Origin of the sequence: Pseudomonas sp. IT-196MI5, assembly GCF_949767415.1 — a bacterium.
Classification (GTDB): domain Bacteria; phylum Pseudomonadota; class Gammaproteobacteria; order Pseudomonadales; family Pseudomonadaceae; genus Aquipseudomonas.
In genome coordinates this window covers 128762-151957 of record NZ_CATKPZ010000007.1, presented here as the reverse complement: position 1 = coordinate 151957, position 23196 = coordinate 128762, and the positions used below count along the sequence as shown (strand labels likewise).

The window sequence follows — 23196 nt, the reverse complement described above, 5'->3', positions numbered from 1 at the left end:
GCTCGCGAAGACGTCAGTAAGGTCACAACAAATCTGAAGGTGTCAGCTGCTCACCGCGCCATTCGAAAGCCACCGGTGCCAGCACTTGATTGATCTGCGATTCCGCCCACAAGGTGGCGAAACTTTTACCCACACCCGGGTGCACTCGATCCGGCGCAATCAACGACAACGGCCACAGAACGAACGCGTTTTTCAGAATTTCTGTCCGAGGCAAGATCAAGCCATCGAAGTTGCCCACCAGGTCACCGAACAACAACACGTCGATATCCAGCGGTAAACCTCGGCGATCCGGTGCATAACGACCGTTATCTGCCTCGATGAATTTCAGCCGCCGATCCAGTTCCATCAATGGCAAATCGGTATACGCCGACACCACGAAATTGAAGAACGGCCCGCTTTTGATGCCCACCGGCTGGCTTTCGAACACCGCCGAACAACGGATAGCCACCAGGAACTCCGCCAATGCATCGAGTCCTGCCCGCAAATGGGTTTCACGCTCGATATTGCTACCGAGCCCGAGGTACACCTGAGTCAGCGACATCCGCGCTCGATCTCCACGCCCACGCCGCCGATGGCGGCAGGAATCGCACCTGGCTTGGTCAGCTTCAGGCGCACCCAGGTGATCTTGAACTCGCTCATCAGCACGTCAACCAGGCGCTCGGCAAAGGTTTCAACCAGCTGGAACTGCGCCTGCTCGGCAAACGCCTGAATGCGCGAGGAAACACTGGCATAGTCGAGCGCCAGGGTCAGATCATCACCGGCTGCGGCCGGGCGATTATCCCAGGCGAAGCTCAGATCAAGACGCAAGCACTGTCGGATGCTTCGCTCCCAGTCGTAGGCACCAATCACCGTGTCGACTTCCAGGCCCTCGATAAACACTCTGTCCAAGCACTTCTCTCCGCTACACGACAAGGGCGCAATGCGCCGTTAGAATCAGGGCTTCCTCGCCCGGAATAGTTAGCATGTTTTGGTTATTGGCGATCCTCGCCTACCTGCTCGGCTCTCTGTCCTTTGCCATTTTGCTCAGCCGCCTGACCGGTAACCCCGATCCGCGAATGAGTGGTTCTGGCAATGCCGGTGCCACCAACATGTTGCGCCTGGCCGGCAAGAAGCTCGCCACCCTGACCCTGCTCGGCGACCTTTGCAAAGGCCTGCTGCCGGTACTGATTGCGCGCCTTGCAGGCCTTTCGCAGCAGGAGCAAGCCTGGATCGGCGTCTATGCCGTCATCGGCCATCTGTTTCCGTTGTACTTCCGCTTTCGCGGCGGCAAAGGTGTCGCCACCGCTGCCGGCATGTTACTGGGACTGTACCCGCCCGCAGCCCTTCTGGCGGTCTGTGCCTGGCTCCTGACGTTCTACCTGACCCGTACCAGCTCCCTGGCCGCCCTGATCGCCACGCCGCTGACCCTGCCGTTGCTGGCCTGGCAAGAGCCTGCAGCCCTGCTGCCCATGAGCACGCTCACCGGGCTGATCGTCTGGCGCCATCGCGGCAATCTACGCGACCTGTTTGCCGGGCGCGAACGGCATTTTTAGGTGCCAGGCATGAGCGCCGCTCATCACAACGCCGACAACTGCTCCATCGGCCAACGCGCCTGCACACTGATCGCCAGGCTTTCCTGCTGACCGGCCTGCAAGCGCTGGCAGCCGGCAAAGGCGATCATCGCGCCGTTATCGGTGCAGAACTGCGCACGGGCATAAAACACATCACCCTTCATGTCGCCGAGCATTTTTTCCAAGGAAGTGCGTAACGCCTTGTTGGCACTGACACCCCCAGCGATCACCAGACGTTTCATGCCGGCGGCTTTCAGGGCGCGTTTGCACTTGATGGTCAAAGTCTCCACCACGGCCTGCTGGAACGCCAGCGCGATGTCGCATTGGACTTGCTGGCCGTCGTCCCCGGCGCTGACGCACTGCTGCCAGGTGTTCAACGCAAAGGTTTTCAGGCCGCTGAAGCTGAAATCCAGGCCCGGGCGGTCGCACATCGGGCGCGGGAAGATGAAACGTCCTGCAACGCCCTGCTCTGCAAGGCGAGCGATCTCCGGTCCGCCCGGATAATTGAGGCCCATCATCTTGGCCGTCTTGTCGAAAGCTTCGCCGGCAGCGTCATCCAGGGTCTCGCCCAAGAGCGTGTACTGACCAATTCCGTCGACCTGAACCAGTTGCGTATGCCCACCCGAGACCAACAAAGCGACGAACGGGAATTCCGGCGGTTGCGACTCCAGCATCGGCGCCAGCAAGTGGCCTTCCATGTGATGCACGCCAAGGGCCGGAATGCCCCAGGCAAAGGCCAGCGCCTGAGCACAGGAAGCCCCTACCAGCAACGCGCCCACCAGGCCAGGACCCGCGGTGTAGGCAATCGCATCGATCTCGGTCGGCACGCAGCCGGCTTCGGCCAACACCTGACGAATCAAGGGCAGCATGCGTTTGACGTGATCGCGCGAAGCCAGCTCCGGTACCACGCCGCCATAGGCGCGGTGCAGGTCGATCTGACTGAACAGCGCATCGGCCAGCAGGCCGCGCTCACTATCGTAAAGTGCGACACCGGTTTCGTCGCAGGAGGTTTCTAATCCCAGTACTAGCATGGGTTTGCGCCTTGTTTAGGCTGAATTCGAAGGCGCGCATAATAGTCGTCGCGTGATGCCCCGACCAGCGGTTTTCGATCAGAGGCTTTGCATTCCGAGCGTTGAGGGGTTAACATCCGCAACCCTTAAAAACCGACGTCTTCAAGTGCTCTTTTGCCGCGAGGATGTTGACCCCGGTAATGAATGAAGGTAGCTCTGGATGCCAGCCGTCAAAGTAAAAGAGAACGAACCCTTCGACGTAGCTCTGCGTCGTTTCAAGCGCTCCTGCGAAAAAGCCGGTGTACTGGCTGAAGTTCGTAGCCGCGAATTTTACGAGAAGCCAACTTCTGAGCGTAAGCGCAAGGCAGCAGCCGCTGTTAAGCGTCACGCCAAGAAAGTTCAGCGCGAACAGCGCCGCGCCGTTCGTCTGTACTAATACACAGACGATCGTAGCAAGCTTCTGCCAAGCCCGGCCCTCAGCCGGGCTTATGGCATTTGCGTAAAACGCTTGATGCTTCACTGTCAAAGCCGCAGACGCGACCGAGACAAATCTGCTTCACCGCGTCAGACCTGGCTCTTTTGCCAGCGGTGCACGTCTTTTCTGACGAGCCTTTCAAGGCTACTGACGAGCACACCCACTGATTCCTCTCACGACGATCAGCCCAAGGCACCTGCTTGCGTGCCAGATGATGAGCTATCCGGGGCCTATGATCGGCCGCAGCGGATTCAGCGCAACACATTCAAACAGTCGAATACCGATTGGCATTAACGCCAGCGGATTTTCGGCAGATACACTTCCCGACAGCGATTATGCAGACGACACTGGTCGAGCCGCACACTTTGCGCGCCTCAAACGATGACCATGCTCGGCCGCCGTACGTTTCGGACCCCCTTTTCAGCGCAGATGACGAGAACGCCATGGCCGGGCTAATTCCCCAGAGCTTCATTGACGACCTTCTGAACCGCACCGACATCGTCGATGTGGTCAGCTCGCGCCTGCAATTGAAAAAGGCCGGCAAGAACCACACCGCCTGCTGCCCGTTCCACAAAGAAAAGACTCCGTCGTTCAGCGTCAGCCCCGACAAGCAGTTCTATTATTGCTTCGGCTGCGGCGCTGGCGGCAACGCCCTCGGCTTCATCATGGACCACGACAACCTGGATTTCGTCCAGGCTGTCGAAGAACTGGCCAAAGCCGCCGGCATGGAAATCCCCCGCGAAGAAAGCGGCCGGCCGCACAAACCGCGGCAGCCGACTGATTCGCCGTTGTACCCGCTACTCAGCGCCGCTGCCGACTTTTATCGCCAAGCCCTGAAAAGCCATCCATCGCGCAAGGCCGCCGTGGACTACCTGAAAGGGCGCGGGCTGACCGGCGAAATTGCCAGGGACTTCGGCCTCGGCTTTGCTCCACCCGGCTGGGATAACCTGTTCAAGCACTTGAGCAGCGATACCCTGCAACAAAAAGCGATGATCGACGCCGGCCTGCTGATCGAAAACGCCGAAAGCGGCAAACGTTACGACCGCTTCCGCGACCGCGTGATGTTCCCGATCCGCGACAGTCGCGGGCGCGTCATCGCCTTCGGCGGCCGGGTATTGGGCGACGACAAGCCGAAGTACCTGAACTCTCCGGAAACCCCGGTTTTCCATAAAGGCCAGGAACTCTACGGCCTGTACGAAGCGCGCAAGACCAACCGCAACCTCGACGAGATCATCGTCGTCGAGGGCTACATGGACGTCATTGCCCTGGCCCAGCAAGGCCTGCGCAATGCCGTCGCGACCCTGGGCACCGCCACCAACGAGGAACACCTCAAGCGGCTGTTTCGCGTCGTGCCCAGCGTACTGTTCTGCTTCGACGGCGATCAGGCAGGCCGCAATGCGGCCTGGCGGGCACTGGAGGCGACACTTTCGAGCCTGCAGGACGGTCGTCGCGCACGCTTTCTGTTCCTGCCCGAAGGCGAAGACCCGGACACCCTGGTCCGCTCCGAAGGCACAGATGCCTTCCGCGCACGGATCAACCAGCACGCGCAGCCCCTGGCCGATTATTTTTTCCAGCAGCTGACGGAAGAGGCCGATCCGCGCTCGCTAGAGGGCAAGGCCCACATGGCCACTCTCGCCGCACCACTGATCGACAAAGTCCCCGGTGCCAACCTGCGCACCTTGATGCGTCAGCGCCTGAGCGAAATCACCGGTCTTAGCGGCGAAGCGGTGAGCCAGCTGGCACAAAGCGCCCCGCAAGAAGCACCGCCTGCCTACGACCCGGGCATCGATTACGACGCAATGCCCGATTACAGCGACTATCATCAGCCGCAGGCACAGGAAATGTATGTGCCGCAGCAAGAATGGACGCCGAAGAAACCCGGTGCAGGAGGCAAGAAATGGGACAAGAAACCATGGGACAAGAATGGCAAGCGGGGCGGTGACCGTGATCAACCCCGCGCACCACGGGTGCCCGCCGCCGTAGAACCGCCGACTCTCGCCGCCTTGCGCACGTTGCTGCATCACCCGCAATTGGCCGAAAAAGTCGAGGATGCCGGGCACTTCGCCGCCGAGGATCACACCAACACACAATTGCTGGTGGCGCTGCTCGAAGCTGTGCAGAAGAATCCCAAGCTAAACTCAATTCAGCTGATTGCCCGTTGGCACGGCACAGAACAAGGCCGCTTGCTCAAGGCCCTGGCGGAAAAGGAATGGCTGATTGATGGAGACAACCTTGAACAACAGTTTTTCGACACCATTACTAGCTTGTCGGCACGCCAACGCGAGCGAAACCTGGAACAACTTCTTAGAAAAGCACGTCAAAGCGAATTGACCAGCGAAGAGAAAAATCAACTGCGCGACCTCTTGAGTCGCAATGTTTCCGCATCAAACCCGACCTCAACTGGCGCGTGAGGTCATTGCTCAGGTATAATCCTCGGCTTGTTTTTTGCCCGCCAAGACCTTCAGTGGATAGGGTGTTATGTCCGGAAAAGCGCAACAGCAGTCTCGTATCAAAGAGTTGATCCTATTGGGTCGTGAGCAGGGCTACCTGACTTACGCGGAGGTCAACGACCACCTGCCGGAGGATATTTCAGATCCGGAACAGGTGGAAGACATCATCCGCATGATCAACGACATGGGGATCAACGTATTCGAGGTTGCTCCAGATAAGGATGCCCTTATGCTGGCCGACGCCGATACCGACGAGGCGGCCGCTGAAGAAGCGGCCGCAGCGTTGGCAGCGGTCGAGACCGACATTGGTCGCACCACCGACCCCGTGCGCATGTACATGCGTGAAATGGGTACGGTAGAGCTCCTCACGCGTGAAGGCGAGATCGAAATCGCCAAGCGCATTGAAGAAGGCATCCGTGAAGTGATGGGCGCAATCGCGCACTTCCCTGGCACGGTTGACCATATTCTCTCCGAGTACACCCGCGTCACCACCGAAGGTGGCCGCCTGTCCGACGTCCTGAGCGGCTATATCGACCCGGACGACGGCATCGCGCCGCCTGCCGCCGAAGTGCCGCCGCCGATCGACGCGAAAGCCGTCAAGGCCGACGACGATACGGATGACGACGACGCCGAAGCAAGCGACGACGAGGAAGAAGCCGAAAGCGGCCCGGATCCGGTCATCGCTGCTCAGCGCTTCGGCGCTGTGGCCGATCAGATGGAAATCACCCGCAAGGCGCTGAAAAAGCACGGTCGCAACAACAAGGCAGCAATTGCCGAGCTGTTGGCCCTGGCCGAGCTGTTCATGCCGATCAAACTGGTGCCGAAGCAATTCGAAGGCCTGGTCGAGCGTGTTCGCAGTGCCCTGGATCGCCTGCGTCAGCAAGAGCGCGCAATCATGCAGCTCTGCGTTCGTGATGCACGCATGCCGCGTGCCGACTTCCTGCGCCAGTTCCCGGGCAACGAAGTCGACGAAAGCTGGAGTGACGCCCTGGCCAAAGGCAAAGGCAAATACGCTGAAGCCATTGGTCGTCTGCAGCCGGACATCATCCGTTGCCAGCAGAAGCTGACCGCGCTGGAAACCGAAACCGGTTTGACCATCGCCGAAATCAAGGACATCAACCGTCGCATGTCGATCGGTGAGGCCAAAGCCCGCCGCGCGAAGAAAGAGATGGTTGAAGCCAACTTGCGTCTGGTGATCTCGATCGCCAAGAAGTACACCAACCGTGGCCTGCAATTCCTCGACCTGATCCAGGAAGGCAACATTGGCTTGATGAAAGCGGTAGACAAGTTCGAATACCGCCGCGGCTACAAATTCTCGACTTATGCCACCTGGTGGATCCGTCAGGCGATCACTCGCTCGATCGCCGACCAGGCCCGCACCATCCGTATTCCGGTGCACATGATCGAGACGATCAACAAGCTCAACCGCATTTCCCGGCAGATGTTGCAGGAAATGGGTCGCGAACCGACCCCGGAAGAGCTGGGCGAACGCATGGAAATGCCTGAGGACAAGATCCGCAAGGTATTGAAGATCGCAAAAGAGCCGATCTCCATGGAAACCCCGATCGGTGATGACGAAGACTCCCATCTGGGTGACTTCATCGAAGACTCGACCATGCAGTCGCCAATCGATGTTGCAACCGTTGAGAGCCTTAAGGAAGCGACTCGCGAAGTGCTGTCCGGCCTCACTGCCCGTGAAGCCAAGGTACTGCGCATGCGCTTCGGTATCGACATGAATACCGACCACACCCTCGAGGAGGTTGGTAAGCAGTTCGACGTGACCCGTGAGCGGATTCGTCAGATCGAAGCCAAGGCGCTGCGCAAGCTGCGCCACCCGACGAGAAGCGAGCATCTGCGCTCCTTCCTCGACGAGTGATACCAGAACCCCCGGCCCAGGCCGGGGGTTTTGTTTTATGGCAGATTAATATCTGCGCACCTCCCCCCTCCGCCCCGTAGCCCGTCTACACTCGAAACAATCCCCCGAGCCATAACGAGACCGTTATGCCCAGACTGCCGACCGTGCTTTTTTTGCTGTCGCTGATGACCTGGACCGCAACGGCTGGCGCGCTGACTCTAACCGACGAAGAACGTAGCTGGCTGGCGGCTCACCCGGACTTGCGCCTGGGTGTCGATGCGTCGTGGCCGCCCTTCGAGTTTCGCGACGACGAGGGTCGCTACCAGGGCCTTGCCGCGGATTACATCGAGGTCATCCGCAAAAGGCTGGCAACCCGGCTCACACCCATCGAGCCGGTGAGCTGGACCGTCGTCCTGGAACAGGCCAAAAAGGGCAAGCTGGACCTGCTGCCGGGCATCATGTCGACCCCTGAACGCCAGAAATACTTGTCGTTCACCCGCCCCTATCTGGATTTTCCGATTGTCATCCTGGCCCATGTCGGGGGCCCCCAGCCACATAACCTGCAAGAACTGTACGGCCTGAAAATCGCCGTGGTGGAAAACTACGCTCCCCACGAACTGCTGCGCACCCACCATCCCGACTTGAACCTGGTGGCGATGCGCAACGTCAGCTCGGCGCTACAGGCGCTGGCCACCGACGAAGTCGACGCCGTGGTGGGCGACCTGGCTTCCAGCGTCTGGAGCCTGCGCCAACTCAAGCTCGACGGGTTGTATGTCAGCGGTGAAACCCCCTATCGATATCAACTGGCCATGGCTGTACCCCGCGACAACAAGATGCTGGTCGGCATTCTCGACAAAGTCCTGGCGGACATGAGCCCCGCTGAAATCAGCGCCATTCAAGAGCATTGGGTCGGCAACGTCCTCGATCATCGAACGTTCTGGAGTGACCTGCTGGTGTATGGCCTGCCCGGATTGCTGCTGCTGACTACCGTGCTGGCGGTGGTTATCCGCATCAACCGCCGCTTGAGCTCGGAAATCGCCCGCCGGGTCGACCTTGAACAGGAACTGCGCAGCAGCGAATACCACTACCGCGGCCTGGTGGAGAGCCTGTCGGCCATTGCCTGGGAAGCAAAAGTCACCGACTTCACCTACAGCTATGTATCGCCCCACGCCGAAGACCTTCTCGGTTATCCCCTGTCCCATTGGCTCATTCCGGGCTTCTGGCGCAACATCATTCACCCCGCCGACCTGACCCGCGCCCAGACCTTCTGCGATCACGAAGTGCTGGCCGGGCGTGATCACCGCCTCGATTACCGGGTGATCACCGCCGACGGCCGCTGCCTGTGGGTGCGCGATATCGTCAGCCTGATCGAACACGGGCATGAGCCAGTGCTGCGCGGGCTGATGATCGATATCACTGACGCCAAGCGCACCGAAGAAGCGCTGCGCCTGTCGGAACAGAAATTCGCTTCCGTGTTCCAGCAATGCCCGGACATTCTGGTGATCGCGCGCCTGAGCGACGGTTGCCTGCTGGAAGTCAACGAAGCGTTCGAAGAACAGATCGGCCTCAAGGCCGAGGACGTCGTTGGCCAGACCGCCACCAACCTGAACATCTGGGGAATTCCCGGTGTTGGGCCGGGCCTGTTGCAGCGCTTGCAGGCCGGCAGCATCCGCAACCTGGAAATGCCCTTTCGTCGCAGCAACGGCCAGGTGTTTACCGGCCTGATCTCCGCCGAACCGTTCAACCTCGACATGACACAGGCGCTGGTTGTCGTGGTGCGGGACATCACCCAGCTCAAGGAAACCCAGCAACAGCTGCAAACTTCCGAAGAAAAATTCGCCAAGGCTTTCCATGCCTCCCCCGACGGCTTGCTGCTGTCACGGCAAAGCGATGGCTTGCTGTTGGAAGTCAACGACGGTTTTAGCCGCATCACCGGGTTCAACAGCGCCATGTCGGTGGATCGTTCAGCGCTGGACCTGGGGATCTGGGTCAACCTCAATGAACGCAAGCAAATGCTCGATCTGCTGCACCGGGACGGTTTTGTTCGCGATTTCAGCTGCCATATCCGCCGCAGCGACGGGCAGATCCGCCTCTGTGAGGTGTCCAGCCGTCCACTGCCGATTGGCGATGAAGACTGCATGCTGACCATCGCCCGGGACATCACCGAGCGGCACCTGATGCAGGAAAAACTGCAACAGGCCGCCACCGTGTTCGAAAGCACTGCCGAAGGCGTGTTGATCACCGATACCCAGCAGCACATCAGCGCCGTCAACCGTGCGTTTACCGAAATCACCGGTTACAGCGAAAGCGAAGCGCTGGGCCATACGCCGCGCCTGCTCGCCTCGGGCCTGCATGACAGCGCATTCTACGCGGCCATGTGGCATCAATTGACCGCCGAAGGTCATTGGCAGGGCGAGATTTCCAATCGGCGCAAGAATGGCGAGCTGTACCCGAGCTGGCTGACCATCAGTGCCGTGCGCAACCGCGACAAGTTCATCACCCACTTTGTCGCGGTGTTCGCCGACATTTCCAGCCTCAAGCATGCCCAGGCCAAACTCGACTACCAGGCGCACCACGACCCGCTGACCGGCCTGCCGAACCGTACGCTATTCGAAAGCCGCTTGTTGACGGCGCTCAACAATCAGCAGGAAAACGGCGGCCAGGGCGCTGTACTGTTCCTCGACCTTGACCGCTTCAAGCACATCAACGACAGCCTCGGCCACCCGGTCGGCGACCTGCTGCTCAAGGGCATTGCCGTACGCCTCAAGGAGCAGCTGCGCGATATCGACACCGTAGCGCGCCTGGGTGGTGACGAATTCATCATTCTGCTGCCGGGCCTGCAACAATCCAGCGACGCCGACCACATCGCCACCAAACTGCTCAATTGTTTCGCCGCACCGTTCCAGGCCGGCGAACACGAGTTTTTCATCAGCGCCAGCATCGGCACCAGCCTCTATCCGAAGGATGGTTGCGACGTTGCCACACTGATCAAGAACGCCGACGCCGCGATGTACCGCTCCAAGGCCAAGGGCCGCAACCGTGTCGAAAGCTACACCCGCGACCTCACCGCCCAAGCCAGCGAACGCGTGGCGCTGGAACACGAACTGCGCCGCGCCATCGAACGCAATGAGTTGCACCTGTGCTACCAGCCGAAAATCAGCCTCGAAGACTACAGCCTGGTCGGTGCCGAAGCCCTGATCCGTTGGCGCCATCCGACCTTTGGCGACGTGCCGCGGGAACACTTCATCCCGCTGGCTGAAGAAAACGGCATGATCCTGCAAATCGGCGACTGGGTCCTGGAAACCGCCTGCCGACAGATGGCCGAATGGCACCGGCTGTACGGAAGTCCCGGCCCGCTGTCGGTCAACCTTGCCGGCGCCCAATTGCGCCAACCCAACCTGCTGGGCCGTATCGAGCAGTTGCTCAAGGACAACGGCCTCAACCCAGGCTTCCTGCAACTGGAAATCACCGAAAACTTCATCATGAGCCAGGCCGAAGAAGCGCTGGCGGTGCTGCACCAACTCAAACATCTGGGCGTGCAACTGGCCATAGATGACTTTGGCACCGGTTACTCGTCCCTGAGTTACCTCAAGCGTCTGCCACTGGACATCCTCAAGATCGACCAGTCCTTCGTCCGCGGCCTGCCGGACGATCCCCATGATGCGGCGATCGTACGGGCGATCATCGCGCTCGGACGCAGCATGCCATTCACCGTGATTGCCGAAGGGGTCGAGACCCTGGCGCAACAACAATTCCTCGCCGCCGAGGGCTGCGAGCAAATCCAGGGCTACATCGTCAGCCTGCCCCTGACAGCGGACGAGTTTGCCGCGACATTTCTTCGTACAACCGTATTGGCTTTTTCAGATAGCACAGCCGCGAAACCGTCGTTATAATCCGCGGCCTACTGAGGGCCTATAGCTCAGTTGGTTAGAGCAGAGGACTCATAATCCTTTGGTCCACGGTTCAAGTCCGTGTGGGCCCACCAAACAAAAAAGCCGCGTTTTTACGCGGCTTTTTCGTGTCTGGTGCAAAAGCGCCGCCGTTCCTTGATCTACCCAGCCATGGTCAAACCTGCTTCATCTTGGGTAAGCTCGACACATCATTGCGCCAGTAAGCTCAGCGACGCGCAATCAAGGGATGAGCACGCACAGGATTGACCATGGCCGCGACCAGCAATTTCTCCTTTCTCCAGGAACACGACCCCGTTTTCCTGCAGCTGGCGACCACGGCCGAACAGATCTTTGCCAGTGACCCCAACACCACCCTGATCAAGCTGCGGCAACTGGGCGAGGCTTTAGCTCAAGACTTGGCCAGCCGTGCCGGTATCGAATTCGATGCCATGACCAAGCAGACCGACTTACTCTACAAATTAAGCCGGGATATCCAGCTCGATCAAAAAATCCGCAGCTTGTTCCACACACTGCGCACCGAAGGCAACAAAGCCACTCACCAATTTCGTACTCAGCATCGTGAAGCATTGGACGGGCTGAGAGTCGCCCGTGCTCTGGCCATTTGGTACCACCAATCGTTCGGCAAGCAAGGTGATAAGTTCAGCCCCGGGCCCTTTGTAAATCCGGAAGACCCCAGCACTCCGCTGCGCGACCTACAAAACCAGATCGAGCAGCTGAAAGCTCAGTTGAGTGAGTCGAGTGAGCAACTAGAAAGCAACCAGCAGCTGGCTGAGCTGATAAAGCGTGAAGCTAAAGAATACGCCGTTCTCGCTGAGCAAATGGGCGCTGAGTCAAGCCTCCACAAGCAGCAAGCCAAACAGCATGAAGCCGAACTGGAACGGTTGCGCAGTGAGCACGAGCAAAGCATCAAAGCCCTGCAAATTCAGCTGCTGACCCAGCCGCAGGCCTCGTCACAGGTCATGCACCGCACAATGCGGGCCACTCAGCAATTTGACCTGAGCGAAGACCTCACCCGCATCCTCATTGACCAGCAATTGATTGATGCTGGCTGGGAAGCGGACTCCCTCGACCTGAAGTACAGCAAAGGCGCCCGGCCCGAAAAGGGCAAGAACAAAGCCATCGCCGAGTGGCCCACCCGCATTCCAAATGCCGATGCGGACTATGTCATGTTTGCAGGCCTGATGCCGGTAGCCATCGTTGAAGCCAAGCGCAAACGCAAAAATGTTGCAGACCGCATTCCCCAGGCCGAGCGTTATTCCCGCGAATTCAAATTCGCCCCGGAGCAGCTAAAGCCATGGCTAGAGGCCGGTCAGCCTACGGCCTGGAACGATGGTGAAGGCAAATCTTTCCAAGTGCCCTTCGCTTTCGCTTGCAATGGTCGCCCTTACATCAAGCAACTCGCCGAACAATCCGGGACCTGGTTCCGAGATCTGCGCAGCCCGTCCAACACCGCCAGACCGCTGCAGGACTTCCATAAACCCGAAGACTTGCGGGACCTGCTCAAGCGCAGCCGTGCCGAGGCCGAAGCCAAGCTCAAGGAAGAAGGCTTCACCTATCTGAAGTTGCGCGATTATCAGGAAAAGGCGATCCATGCCGTCGAACAGGCCTTGGCCAACAACCAACGCGACTGTTTGCTGGCGATGGCCACCGGTACAGGTAAAACCCGCACTATCATTGGCTTGATGTACCGTTTCCTGAAAACCGAACGCTTCAAACGCATTCTGTTTCTGGTCGACCGCAGTGCCCTCGGCCAGCAAGCGATCGACTCGTTCAACGACACCACCCTCGAACAAAACCACACGCTCGCGCAGATCTACGACATCAAAGAGCTGGGCGACATGGCCGCCGAGGCGGAAACCCGCATCCAGGTGGCCACCGTTCAGGCCATGGTCAACCGCATTTTCCGCTCCGACACGCCACCCTCGGTAGGTGAGTTCGACTGCATCATCGTCGACGAAGCCCACCGTGGTTACACACTCGATCAAGAAATGAGCGAGGGAGAACTGGCCGTCCGCGATCACAATCAGTACCTCTCACAGTACCGCCGCGTACTGGATTATTTCGACGCCTGCAAAGTCGGCCTGACCGCTACCCCGGCCAAACACACCAGCGAAATTTTCGGTAAGCCGGTATTCACCTACAGCTACCGCGAAGCCGTGGCGGATGACTGGCTGATCGACCATGAACCGCCGATCCGCTACGAAACGCAACTGAGCAAACACGGCATCCGCTTTGAGAAAGGCGAATCGGTCAGCGTCATCGATACACAGACCGGCGAAGTGGATGTCGCCGAGCTGGAAGACGAACTCAACTTCAATATCGAATCGTTCAACCGGCGGGTGATTACCCCTGCTTTTGACAAAGTGATCTGCGACGCTCTGGCCAATGAGCTGGACCCGTTCGGCGAAGAAAAAACCATGGTGTTCTGCGTCAATCAGGCCCATGCCGAGCGAGTGAAAAACCTGCTCAATGAGGCCTTCAAAGACGCCTACGGTGAGCAATACAACCAGGCAACGGTGCAAATCATCACCGGTCAGAGCGACAAGGTTGAACAACTGATCCGCAAGTACAAAAACGAACCGCATCCCAGCATCGCGATCACCGTCGACCTGCTGACCACCGGCATCGACGTGCCAAAAATCTGCAATCTGGTGTTTATGCGCCGAGTGCGCTCACGCATTCTCTATGAGCAAATGAAAGGCCGTGCGACCCGCCGCTGCGACGATATTGGCAAAACGGTTTTCCGCATCTATGACCCCGTCGACCTCTACGCCAGCCTCGAAGCCGTCGACACCATGAAACCGCTGGTGAAGAACCCCAATGTCTCCCTGGAGCAATTGGTCAGCGAACTCACCAGCGATGCCAGTCACGACGCACCCGGCAACCAAGAAGACAGCAGCCACGCCCATGATGTGCTTGACGTACTTAGCCAGCGCATCATGCGCATTCTGCGCAAGGCTGATCACAAAGCTGAAACCAAACCCTCGCTGAAGAAAAAGCTCGAGGAGCTGGAGGACATCTGGGGCGTGGAACCCGCCGAACTGCACAAACACCTGCATAAACTGGGGCCAAGGCAGGCGGCCGAATTCATTCGCGAGCACAGTCAGCTGCTGACCCAATTGAATGCCGTCAGCACCCTGCTGGGCTCGGAAAACTATCCGATTATTTCCACCCACAGCGACGAACTGCTCGTGCGTGAGCAAAGCTACGGCGCCTATCAGAAACCCCAGGATTACCTCGAAAGCTTCCACGACTTCGTCCACAGCCAGCTCAACCAATCCGCCGCGTTGGGCGTGGTAGTCAATCGCCCCAAAGACCTTACCCGCGAACAACTACGCACTGTGCGCTTGCTGCTGGATCAGCATGGCTTCAGCGAAGTCAGCCTGAAAAGCGCCTGGCGTAACCAGACCAACCAGGAAATCGCGGCCAGCATCATTGGTTTCATCCGCCAGGCCGCCATTGGCGAAGCCCTGCTGCCCTTCGACCAACGCGTGGCCAACGCCATGCAAAAAATCTATGCCCTTGAGCCGTGGACGCCCGTGCAACGCAAGTGGCTTGAGCGCCTGGCCAAGCAATTGGTGCACGAGGTGGTCATTGATTCGCAACAGGTCAACGATGCCTTCCAGAACGATGGCGGCATCAAGAGCTTGAACCGTCACCTCGGCGGCAACCTGGATAAGGTACTGGAAGCCTTGAATGACAACCTGTGGCCTGCGGTCGGCTGAGCCCGTTGACAGTGACCGGGCAAAAAAGCCTAGACTGTCCTCAGTCCCAGGACAGAGGACAGTTGCTAGCTGAGGCCATATGAAGAGTCAAGACGTACTGTTGCTGATCAAACTGATTTGCCTGGAGCAGCGCGAGCGCCTGCAACAGCAACTCGACAGCGAAACAGCAGAACTGCTCAAGCTCAGCGACAGCGCCGAGCAATGGCAAGGCTGGGAAGACCACACCGAACAAGACCCACCCGTGCACCATGACAGCTACTCCGTGCGCGCCTTACAAGCCTCACTGGGCATCAGCAAAACCGAAGTTGCCTCAGCACTCAAACGCTGCCAGCAGATTGGGTTATTACGCCTGGACCCAAGTACCCAGTTGCCTCGGGTCAACAGCAAGGCACTGTTGGGCTTTATTGAGCACGGCTTGCGCTATGTGTTTCCGGTCAAGCCCGCCGAAATGGTCCGCGGCATCCCCACCAGTTTTTCCGCCCCCGTGTTGCAGGGCAAGTTGATGAGCGGCGGCGACCTGATCCACGTCTGGCCAGACGCCTACGGCACTCGCAAAGGCCAGTCCATCACGCCCCTGTTCAAGACCGTCCCGGGTGCAGTCAAAAAAGACCCGCGTTTGTATGAATACCTGGCGCTGATAGATGCCGTGCGCCTGGGCAACGCCCGCGAAGCCAACCTGGCGAACCAACTGCTGCGCGAGAAGATTCTTTGACCATGAGCCGCACACAAAACATCCAGATGCTCGAAGTCGTCGCCAAGGCGCTCGGCGAGGAGCTTTGCCAAGAGGTTGCCTTCGTCGGTGGTTGCACGACAGCCTTGCTGCTGACCGACGAATTCACTCTGGAAGAGGTGCGCTACACCGACGACGTGGATCTGGTGGTGCACCTGACCGGCTACGCCCAATGGCAAACGCTGGTGGCACAACTCAAGCAAAAAGGCTTCAAGCAATCGCCGCAGGACGAGGTCATTTGCCGCCTGCGCCTAGGCGAGTTGAAAGTCGACTTCATGCCCGAAGATGCCGAAACCGCCAACCTGCTGGGCTGCAACAACCGCTGGTTCAGCGACGGTCTGGCCAACGCGCAGTGGCATGAGTTACCCAATGGCTGCCGCATTCGCCTGTTCAGCCCGCCCTACTTCCTCGGCAGCAAACTGGAAGCCTACGCCGGTCGCGGTGCGCAGAACCCGCTGGGCAGCCAGGACCTAGAGGACATTCTCAATCTGGTGAACGGCCGGGAGGAATTGCTGGCCGAAGTAGAATCTGCCGCCCCGGATCTTCGCGCCTACCTGAGCCAAACGCTGGCAGGCCTGCTGGGAAACAACGACTTCGGCTATCTGGTGCAGGATGCTGCGCGTGGTGACGACGAGCGCGAGCAGATCATCTGGGACCGCCTGCACCACATTGTCCGGGTAACCGCCTGAATGCTCGTGTCCGTGAAGTGGCACACCCAGGCCGGCAGCCACACGACGGACAACCGCGATGCCTTCGCCCATGCCGCGCAGGCAAACGCCAGCCTCTACCTGATCGCCGATGGCAGCAGCAGTCACCCTCGCAGCGGTGAATTGGCTCATGCCTTGCTGAATGATCTGACTCAGGGTTTTGGCCAGTTACCGACGCAAGAACTGAACGCAGAGCAACTGGCCAGCGCTCTCCAGCAGATCATCAACACCCGACATCAAACACTGCGGAGCGATTTCCCCTTGGCAGCCTGCAGCTATCTGCTGCTTTGCCTGCTCCCCGATGCGGCATTCACAATTCATGAAGGCGACTGCTGCCTGGGCGTCATTGATCAGGACAGTGAAATCAACTGGCTGAGTGCTGTACATTGCGCACCCAATTGGCAGGGTGACCTCACCCCTGCGCAGATTGCCCGGGACTCATCACGCCACAGCCTGACCCGCTGCTTCAGCGCCCGGCGCACGAGCAACCCTGACATCAATTTTTGGCCTGCCCGCCCGAACCAACACTGGTTGCTGGCGAGCGATGGCTTCTGGGCCGGCTTATGCCCCCAGACCCAACAGATTTTTTTGCGCGACGGCCAATTGCCCGCCCCGCCCACCGATGACGACATCAGTTGCCTGAGCGTCATCCCCAAGCCCATTTTTTTAGAGCGCGCCCCATGACCAACAGCGACATTGTCCAGAAACTCTGGAACCTTTGCGACGTCCTCCGTGATGACGGCATCAACTACAGCGACTACGTCACCGAGTTGGTGCTGCTGCTGTTCATCAAGATGGAATTCGAACAGGTTCAGAACAACGACAATTTCAACCACAAGCTGCCCGAAGGCGCGCGCTGGCCGGACCTGAACAGCAAGTCCGGCCTGAACCTGCTCAACCACTACCGGCAGATGCTGCTCGACCTGGGCAAAAACAATGACCCGCTGATCGCCGCTATCTACGCCGATGCCCAGACGCGCCTGAAAGAGCCGCGCCACCTGGAACAGTTGATCAAAAGCCTCGACGGCATCGACTGGTTCAGCGCCCGCCGCGACGGCCTCGGCGACCTGTATGAAGGCCTGCTGGAAAAGAACGCCAGCGAAACCAAATCCGGTGCCGGCCAGTACTTCACCCCGCGTCCGTTGATCGACAGCATCATCAACTGCATCAAGCCCCAACCGGGCGAAGTCATTCAGGACCCGGCCGCCGGCACCGCGGGCTTCCTGATTGCCGCAGACGCTTACATCAAAAGCCAAACCGACGACCACTACGACCTCGACGAAAAGGCGCGCAGCTTCCAGCGCAACCGCGCCTTTGTCGGCGTAGAACTGGTGCCCGGCACCCGTCGCCTGGCATTGATGAACACCTTGCTGCACGGCATGGAAGGTGACGAAGAAGGCGTGGTGCACCTGGGCAACGCCCTCGGCCAAACCGGCGCCAATCTGCCGAAAGTGGATGTCATCCTCTCCAACCCACCGTTCGGCACCGCCAAGGGCGGCGGCGGCCCGACCCGTGATGACCTCACCTACAAGACCAGCAACAAACAACTGGCGTTCTTGCAGCACATCTATCGCGGCCTCAAACCCGGTGGCCGTGCCGCCGTGGTGTTGCCGGACAACGTGCTGTTCGAAGCCGGCGTCGGCACCGACGTACGCCGCGACCTGATGGACAAGTGCAACCTGCACACCATACTGAGGTTGCCGACGGGGATCTTTTACGCTCAAGGCGTGAAGACCAACGTGCTGTTTTTCCAGAAAGGCAGTGTCGATAACCCGCGTCAGGATCAAGGTTGTACGCAGCGTGTATGGGTGTACGACTTGCGTAGCAATATGCCTAGTTTTGGTAAGCGCACGCCATTTGGCGCGGTCCACCTCAAGCCTTTCGAAGAGGCGTACGGGGTGGATGCCAATGGCAATAGCCCGCGTGCGGAGAATGTTGAGGGGATTGGTGAGCTGAGCCGCTTCCGGGTGTTTACTCGCGAGTACATTGAACAGCGTGGGGATTCGCTGGATATCAGTTGGTTGAAAGATGCGGATAGTCTGGACGCTAATGACTTGCCGGCGCCGGAAGTGCTGGCGGGTGAGGCTATGGCTGAGCTAACCGAGGCATTGCATGAGTTGGAAGAACTAATGAAGGCCTTGGGTGCTGGAGATGAAGTGGCGGCGCAGAAGCAATTGATGGCTGAGGTGATGGGGCTGCAGATCGGAGATACCAAAGAATGAATATCCCACGCCCTCCTCAATGGAAAGAAATAGTCCTCGGAGACTACATTGATGTTTCTCGTGGTGCTTCACCACGCCCTAAAGGTGATCCTCGCTATTTTGGCGGGAGTATTCCTTGGATCTCAATCCGAGATATTAATGCAGAAAAAGGGAAGTTTTTAACGAAAACTTCTGAAGGCGTTACGGAGGCGGGGGCTGATAAAAGCAGATTGATTCAACCAGGTGGCTTGATACTCTCAAACAGCGCAAGCGTATGTATCCCGAAAATACTGAAAATTGCAGGCTGCATTCACGATGGCTTTGTGACTTTCCCCAACATCGAGGAACACTTTTGCGCAAATTATTTTTACTACTACTTTGACTGGCTACGCCCAGCAGTAATAGACAAACACAAACAAGGTGTAACACAGGTAAATCTCAATACCGAAATTATTCGGTCGTTTACAGTACCCATACCACCTTTCCCAGAACAAATACGCATCGCCAAAAAACTCGATGAACTACTGTTCCAAGTCGACACTCTAAAAGCCCGCATCGACGCTGCCCCCACCCTGCTCAAACGCTTCCGTCAATCCGTCCTCGCCGCAGCAGTTTCTGGACGGTTGACGAATGAGTGGAGAGAAGCATTTCCAAATGCAAAGGCAATTGATATACCTTCCGAAAAAGAGCTTGAACTCGGTGCGATTGAGACCAAAGAAAAGTACTTCAATGCACCAAGTGCATGGCAATGGGCAAAGTTTGGCGTTGCAGTTTCACTAATAAATGGCGATCGAGGAAAGAACTACCCAAACAAGTCAGAATATGTTGAGCAGGGCATCCCCTTCATTAATACAGGGCATATAGACCCTAACGGCACGCTCTCTGCCGATAGGATGAACTTTATCACCAAGAAAAAATTTGACTCTCTCGGAAGTGGAAAGATAAAAAACGGGGACTTGGTATACTGTTTACGCGGTGCAACAATGGGAAAAACCGCTTTTGTCGACCCACTTACCGAGGGCGCCATTGCTTCATCCTTGGTAATTGTCAGGACCAGCAACTTATTGCTTCCTAGATTTACTTATTTATTTTTAACCAGCCCTCAGGGAAAAAACTTAATCTCGCAGTTTGATAATGGCTCTGCGCAACCAAACTTATCTGCTGGAAGCCTTGCTTCATATCCTATTGCTATCCCCCCCCTTGCAGAGCAATCCGAAATCGTCCGCCGAGTCGAACAGCTCTTTGCCTTCGCCGATCAACTGGAAGCCAAAGTCACCGCGGCCAAAACCCATATTGACCACCTGACGCAAAGCATCTTGGCCAAAGCCTTCCGTGGTGAACTGGTGCCCCAAGACCCGAACGACGAACCTGCCAGCGTGCTGCTGGAGCGCATTAAAGCCCAACGCATTGCTGCCTCCAAGGACAAACGCGCAAGGAAAAACGCCTGATGCTGCAGCGTGTCGACCACATAAGCCAAAGCATGTCTTTGAGCATTCCTATGCTTAGGCCTTCGGAGCAGCTTGCGACTGCCCATTCACGGCAAGCTGATTCCTCTGGCCTAGTCTGCAAGCTCTTGTGTTGCTCGATAATGCGCAGCAAAACAATCAGATCAAACAAGCCTCGGTCAGTTAAAAGTGGAACAGGTGAGCCGAAATGAAGCTTCTGCACTTCGAACTGTTTGGTCAGTACAAGGGACTGGCTAATCAGCGGTTTGACTTTTCTGACGCCCCAGGAAAAGTAATCGCACTTATTGGCTTGAACGGGTCAGGCAAGTCGCAGCTGATGGAGCTCATCGCAGAAGTCTTTGCCTATCTGGAGCGAAGGAAGCGGACCGACTTTCGCGTTCGAAAAATCCTAAATTATCGCTTCAATCTGACCTATGAGTGGTCAGAAGATGGCAATGACAGAGAACGACTCAAACGCTATACGGTACAACTTGAAGCTGACCAGTCAATTCTGGTCTGCCGCAGCGTTTTCATACCTACTGTCGCCATTGATGTAAATGACGTTACAGCGCAATGGTCACATGGGGAAGACTGCATACTCGCGGAGCTGCCTTTACCTCGTTTGATAGGTTATGCCTCCGGTTTAAACGAGAACCTGCAACGCTCTTTCATGCGCAATGCCTTACAGTACTTTGACGTAATGAGCACTAGGTCTCGACGTCGTATCGAGTTAGCGCAACCTAATGTCGATGCGGACGGTTTCGAACAAATCAACCATAAGTACAGAAGGCGTTTTCCAGGTATCTTCGGTGCTCCATCGGCGAGCGACATGGATGATCCACTGCACACGCGAGAAGCTGACACTCCGCTACCAAGCTCACTGTTTCTAGACTACGACTGCACTAATTTGGTGGTTGCGGCCCTTGGGTTATTGAGCGATGCCGAGCGCGATGTGCTGTGGCCAGAGATCCGAATGAAGCATCCTCGCAAAGTAGTCCTGCAGTACGACTTGCGGCGTGTCCCTGTAGAGCAAGACAGCATCGAAGATCTCAAACAGCTAGTACGCGCAGTGGGGGACGGGAGCATACGAGGCCTATCGACCCGGACTACAGATGAACAGTACGAGCTATACGAACTCGATTATCTGCGCGCCGAAATCACGATCGACTTCATGACCCCTAATGTCGTCGAGCAGCTAAGAGAAACATATCGTGATCCCGCCCGATTGTTCTGGAAACTCTACAAGCTGCAATTGTTAGGCGTTGGGCAATGGTCACCAAATATACGAAAAGTACTTCGAGATGACGCCTTAGACGAACATGTCAAAAAGCCGCTTAAGGGTAAGCTGCCGCTTACTGTGGTCGAACTGGAGCTGTCTGATGGAGAGCACTTTGCACCAATCGACGATTTGAGTGACGGAGAAGCTCAGCTGCTCCACACGATTGGTGCGGTAAGGCTTTTTGGCGACGCCGAATCATTATTCATATTCGACGAGCCCGAAACGCATCTAAACCCGAGCTGGCGCACCCGTTATCACCTAGGGTTTGAGCAAGCAGGTCGCGGGCTAGTTACCTCGCAAGCTTTGATTTCAACACACTCACCATTCTTGATTTCGTCCTTGCATCGCGAGGCTGTCTATCGATTCGAGAGGATTGATGGCCAGTCGGCCATGGCCTCACCGTCCAGCGAAACCTTTGGGGCTTCGTTTGAAGTCCTAATTAAGAAATTCTTCGGCCTCCGATCTGCGATATCACAAACAGCAGTTGATGAAATTCGCAGCCACCTTAATGACGTAAATATGGATAACGCTCACAAGCGACAATGGATCGAAGAGCAGCTTGGCGAGTCGATGGAGCGCGCCTATTTACTAAAGCGACTGGAGGTCTGATGTTACTTCCCGTAAGAGCAGGCCTTGCCCCGAGCGCTGTATTTAGAGGCCTAAACGCACTTGTGCGTGAAGCGCTCCTTGCTAGTTGTTCAGGACGAACCATCGATGAATCAACTCTCCCTTATGGGCTTTGGAATGCAGCTCAAGCAAATCTCGCTACGGATGCTTGCTTTCAGGCACTCGCAGTCGCTATTAGAGCTCTTGATGATGAGGGCAGGCTTCAGCTATATCTTGGAGTCCGCACGGCGTCTAGCGTAAGGCAACTTTTCACAGACCCCATTGCCGCGACACAGGAGATTCCAGAGGCAGTAAATGTCGAGCTGAGGAATCTGACTACACATCTATTCAAAAGTAGCTCTACGCTTGCCGGAATCACGCAGGCTTGCGGAGAAACCGTCATGGATCACTACAATCGTTACAGCGCTATTCATCCGCCGGGTAATGGCAATGTCTGTGGTATATGCGCGACAGAATATCTCGCGCAACGACGGGGTAGGATTGCTGCAAATGAGCAATGGAGGGCACCATATGACCATTTATTGGCGAAGGAAAAATATCCGCAATTTGGGATCGATCCCGACAATCTGATGCCCATTTGTAATACGTGCAATTCAAAAGCCAAACTCGCTAAAGACCTTTTGCACAATTTAGCCGGACAGCGGCGTATGTGTTTCGACCCTTGGACTGAAAACTTTCAAGGACAAGTAAATCTAAATATCGATCTCCAAGATATCTCGCCAGGAGTTACCTGGAGCATGTCACCTCAACCACTTACAAATCAAAGCAAATTGGCGACTTGGGATGAGGTGTATCGAATCAAGGAGCGTATTGAAGGAGAGTTCAGCTCTGTAGAAGTAAAGCTTGCTGAAGATTTAGACTGTACAGATCTAGCAGCCTTTAAGCATTCCCTCACAGCCAAAGCCCATGCAAGGAAGCAATTTGAGAGAAGAACACCATTTAACTACTGGCGCCACTTGCTGTATAGGTCCTTACTTCGAATGGCCGACACGGACTTGGAGCAACTCCGAACTCTTTGTCATGCAACCCTAGATCCAAATGGCGATGCTGAAACAACATATGGTATCTGAGGGCCTGTACCTTGCCGACATTCAACCGAAAAAGAGGTACAGCATCGGTACACGCGTGATTTTTTCTAATTACGCGTAAACACGCTTACCCCCATAGACCACACTACTTACAGCTAAATGTACCTACGCTGAGCTACGCCAGATTTTACTGGGCTTACGGC

The 23196-nt window shown here is 57.0% G+C and carries 16 protein-coding genes and 1 tRNA gene; 14 read left to right on the top strand and 3 right to left on the bottom strand.

Going from position 1 to position 23196, the window contains the following annotated elements; all coding sequences use genetic code 11:
* Positions 1-22: 22 nt before the first annotated feature.
* Together folK and folB are read right to left on the bottom strand one after the other, a co-directional pair.
* Complete coding sequence (folK, locus tag ACM6IK_RS05415) at positions 23-541, bottom strand: 2-amino-4-hydroxy-6-hydroxymethyldihydropteridine diphosphokinase (RefSeq protein WP_414873472.1); 519 nt, start codon at positions 539-541, stop codon at positions 23-25.
* Positions 532-888: a dihydroneopterin aldolase gene (folB, locus tag ACM6IK_RS05410; protein WP_414873471.1), complete on the bottom strand. Its 357-nt coding sequence runs from the start codon at positions 886-888 to the stop codon at positions 532-534. The genes folK and folB overlap by 10 nt, the downstream gene beginning before the upstream one ends.
* Before the next feature lie 74 nt (positions 889-962).
* Here folB and plsY point away from each other — a divergent pair, with 74 nt between their 5' ends.
* Positions 963-1532 carry a glycerol-3-phosphate 1-O-acyltransferase PlsY gene (gene plsY / locus ACM6IK_RS05405; RefSeq protein ID WP_218431088.1) on the top strand — a complete coding sequence of 190 codons (570 nt, stop codon included), beginning with the start codon at positions 963-965 and terminating at the stop codon, positions 1530-1532.
* A 23-nt stretch (positions 1533-1555) separates the two neighbouring features.
* On the opposite strand, the gene tsaD is transcribed toward plsY, so the two are convergent.
* Positions 1556-2581, bottom strand: coding sequence for a tRNA (adenosine(37)-N6)-threonylcarbamoyltransferase complex transferase subunit TsaD (tsaD, locus tag ACM6IK_RS05400; protein WP_414873470.1), 1026 nt, complete (start codon positions 2579-2581; stop codon positions 1556-1558).
* A gap of 199 nt (positions 2582-2780) precedes the next feature.
* On the opposite strand from tsaD, the gene rpsU reads away from it, so the two are divergent.
* From rpsU to ACM6IK_RS05335, 13 genes are all read left to right on the top strand, one after another.
* Positions 2781-2996, top strand: coding sequence for a 30S ribosomal protein S21 (gene rpsU, locus ACM6IK_RS05395; RefSeq protein ID WP_002551877.1), 216 nt, complete (start codon positions 2781-2783; stop codon positions 2994-2996).
* Positions 2997-3478: 482 nt separating this feature from the next.
* Positions 3479-5446: a DNA primase gene (dnaG, locus tag ACM6IK_RS05390; protein WP_414873469.1), complete on the top strand. Its 1968-nt coding sequence runs from the start codon at positions 3479-3481 to the stop codon at positions 5444-5446.
* A 67-nt stretch (positions 5447-5513) separates the two neighbouring features.
* A complete protein-coding gene (rpoD, locus tag ACM6IK_RS05385; RefSeq protein WP_414873468.1) occupies positions 5514-7361 on the top strand; it encodes an RNA polymerase sigma factor RpoD in 1848 nt (615 codons plus the stop codon).
* 125 nt (positions 7362-7486) lie between these two features.
* Entirely contained in the window at positions 7487-11233 is a 3747-nt protein-coding gene (locus tag ACM6IK_RS05380) for a bifunctional diguanylate cyclase/phosphodiesterase (RefSeq protein WP_414873467.1), read from the top strand.
* 15 nt (positions 11234-11248) lie between these two features.
* Positions 11249-11325: transfer RNA gene (locus tag ACM6IK_RS05375), tRNA-Ile, on the top strand.
* 174 nt (positions 11326-11499) lie between these two features.
* Positions 11500-14976: a type I restriction-modification system endonuclease gene (gene hsdR / locus ACM6IK_RS05370; RefSeq protein WP_414873466.1), complete on the top strand. Its 3477-nt coding sequence runs from the start codon at positions 11500-11502 to the stop codon at positions 14974-14976.
* Positions 14977-15055: 79 nt separating this feature from the next.
* The gene (locus ACM6IK_RS05365) at positions 15056-15688 is read left to right on the top strand and encodes a hypothetical protein (protein WP_414873465.1); all 633 of its coding nucleotides are present in this window, start codon (positions 15056-15058) and stop codon (positions 15686-15688) included.
* A 2-nt stretch (positions 15689-15690) separates the two neighbouring features.
* A complete protein-coding gene (locus ACM6IK_RS05360; RefSeq protein WP_414873464.1) occupies positions 15691-16395 on the top strand; it encodes a hypothetical protein in 705 nt (234 codons plus the stop codon).
* Positions 16396-17097 carry a protein phosphatase 2C domain-containing protein gene (locus tag ACM6IK_RS05355; RefSeq protein WP_414873463.1) on the top strand — a complete coding sequence of 234 codons (702 nt, stop codon included), beginning with the start codon at positions 16396-16398 and terminating at the stop codon, positions 17095-17097. It begins immediately after the preceding gene.
* Positions 17094-18635 (top strand): N-6 DNA methylase, encoded by a 1542-nt coding sequence (locus tag ACM6IK_RS05350; RefSeq protein ID WP_414873462.1) that lies wholly within the window; start codon positions 17094-17096, stop codon positions 18633-18635. Before ACM6IK_RS05355 ends, ACM6IK_RS05350 begins: the two co-directional genes overlap by 4 nt.
* A complete protein-coding gene (locus ACM6IK_RS05345; protein WP_414873461.1) occupies positions 18632-20062 on the top strand; it encodes a restriction endonuclease subunit S in 1431 nt (476 codons plus the stop codon). Before ACM6IK_RS05350 ends, ACM6IK_RS05345 begins: the two co-directional genes overlap by 4 nt.
* A 205-nt stretch (positions 20063-20267) precedes the next feature.
* Positions 20268-21947 (top strand): AAA family ATPase, encoded by a 1680-nt coding sequence (locus tag ACM6IK_RS05340; RefSeq protein ID WP_414873460.1) that lies wholly within the window; start codon positions 20268-20270, stop codon positions 21945-21947.
* Positions 21947-23035, top strand: a complete 1089-nt coding sequence (locus ACM6IK_RS05335) for a hypothetical protein (protein ID WP_414873459.1) — start codon at positions 21947-21949, stop codon at positions 23033-23035. Before ACM6IK_RS05340 ends, ACM6IK_RS05335 begins: the two co-directional genes overlap by 1 nt.
* The last annotated feature ends 161 nt before the right edge of the window (positions 23036-23196 follow it).

Coding starts and splice junctions, on each gene's coding strand:
- ACM6IK_RS05340 (WP_414873460.1), top strand. CDS start 20,268: ATGAAGCTTCTGCACTTCGAACTGTTTGGTCAGTACAAGGGACTGGCT.
- ACM6IK_RS05345 (WP_414873461.1), top strand. CDS start 18,632: ATGAATATCCCACGCCCTCCTCAATGGAAAGAAATAGTCCTCGGAGAC.
- ACM6IK_RS05380 (WP_414873467.1), top strand. CDS start 7,487: ATGCCCAGACTGCCGACCGTGCTTTTTTTGCTGTCGCTGATGACCTGG.
- ACM6IK_RS05350 (WP_414873462.1), top strand. CDS start 17,094: ATGACCAACAGCGACATTGTCCAGAAACTCTGGAACCTTTGCGACGTC.
- folK (WP_414873472.1), bottom strand. CDS start 541: ATGTCGCTGACTCAGGTGTACCTCGGGCTCGGTAGCAATATCGAGCGT.
- rpoD (WP_414873468.1), top strand. CDS start 5,514: ATGTCCGGAAAAGCGCAACAGCAGTCTCGTATCAAAGAGTTGATCCTA.
- ACM6IK_RS05365 (WP_414873465.1), top strand. CDS start 15,056: ATGAAGAGTCAAGACGTACTGTTGCTGATCAAACTGATTTGCCTGGAG.
- ACM6IK_RS05355 (WP_414873463.1), top strand. CDS start 16,396: ATGCTCGTGTCCGTGAAGTGGCACACCCAGGCCGGCAGCCACACGACG.
- ACM6IK_RS05335 (WP_414873459.1), top strand. CDS start 21,947: ATGTTACTTCCCGTAAGAGCAGGCCTTGCCCCGAGCGCTGTATTTAGA.
- tsaD (WP_414873470.1), bottom strand. CDS start 2,581: ATGCTAGTACTGGGATTAGAAACCTCCTGCGACGAAACCGGTGTCGCA.
- ACM6IK_RS05360 (WP_414873464.1), top strand. CDS start 15,691: ATGAGCCGCACACAAAACATCCAGATGCTCGAAGTCGTCGCCAAGGCG.
- hsdR (WP_414873466.1), top strand. CDS start 11,500: ATGGCCGCGACCAGCAATTTCTCCTTTCTCCAGGAACACGACCCCGTT.
- plsY (WP_218431088.1), top strand. CDS start 963: ATGTTTTGGTTATTGGCGATCCTCGCCTACCTGCTCGGCTCTCTGTCC.
- dnaG (WP_414873469.1), top strand. CDS start 3,479: ATGGCCGGGCTAATTCCCCAGAGCTTCATTGACGACCTTCTGAACCGC.
- rpsU (WP_002551877.1), top strand. CDS start 2,781: ATGCCAGCCGTCAAAGTAAAAGAGAACGAACCCTTCGACGTAGCTCTG.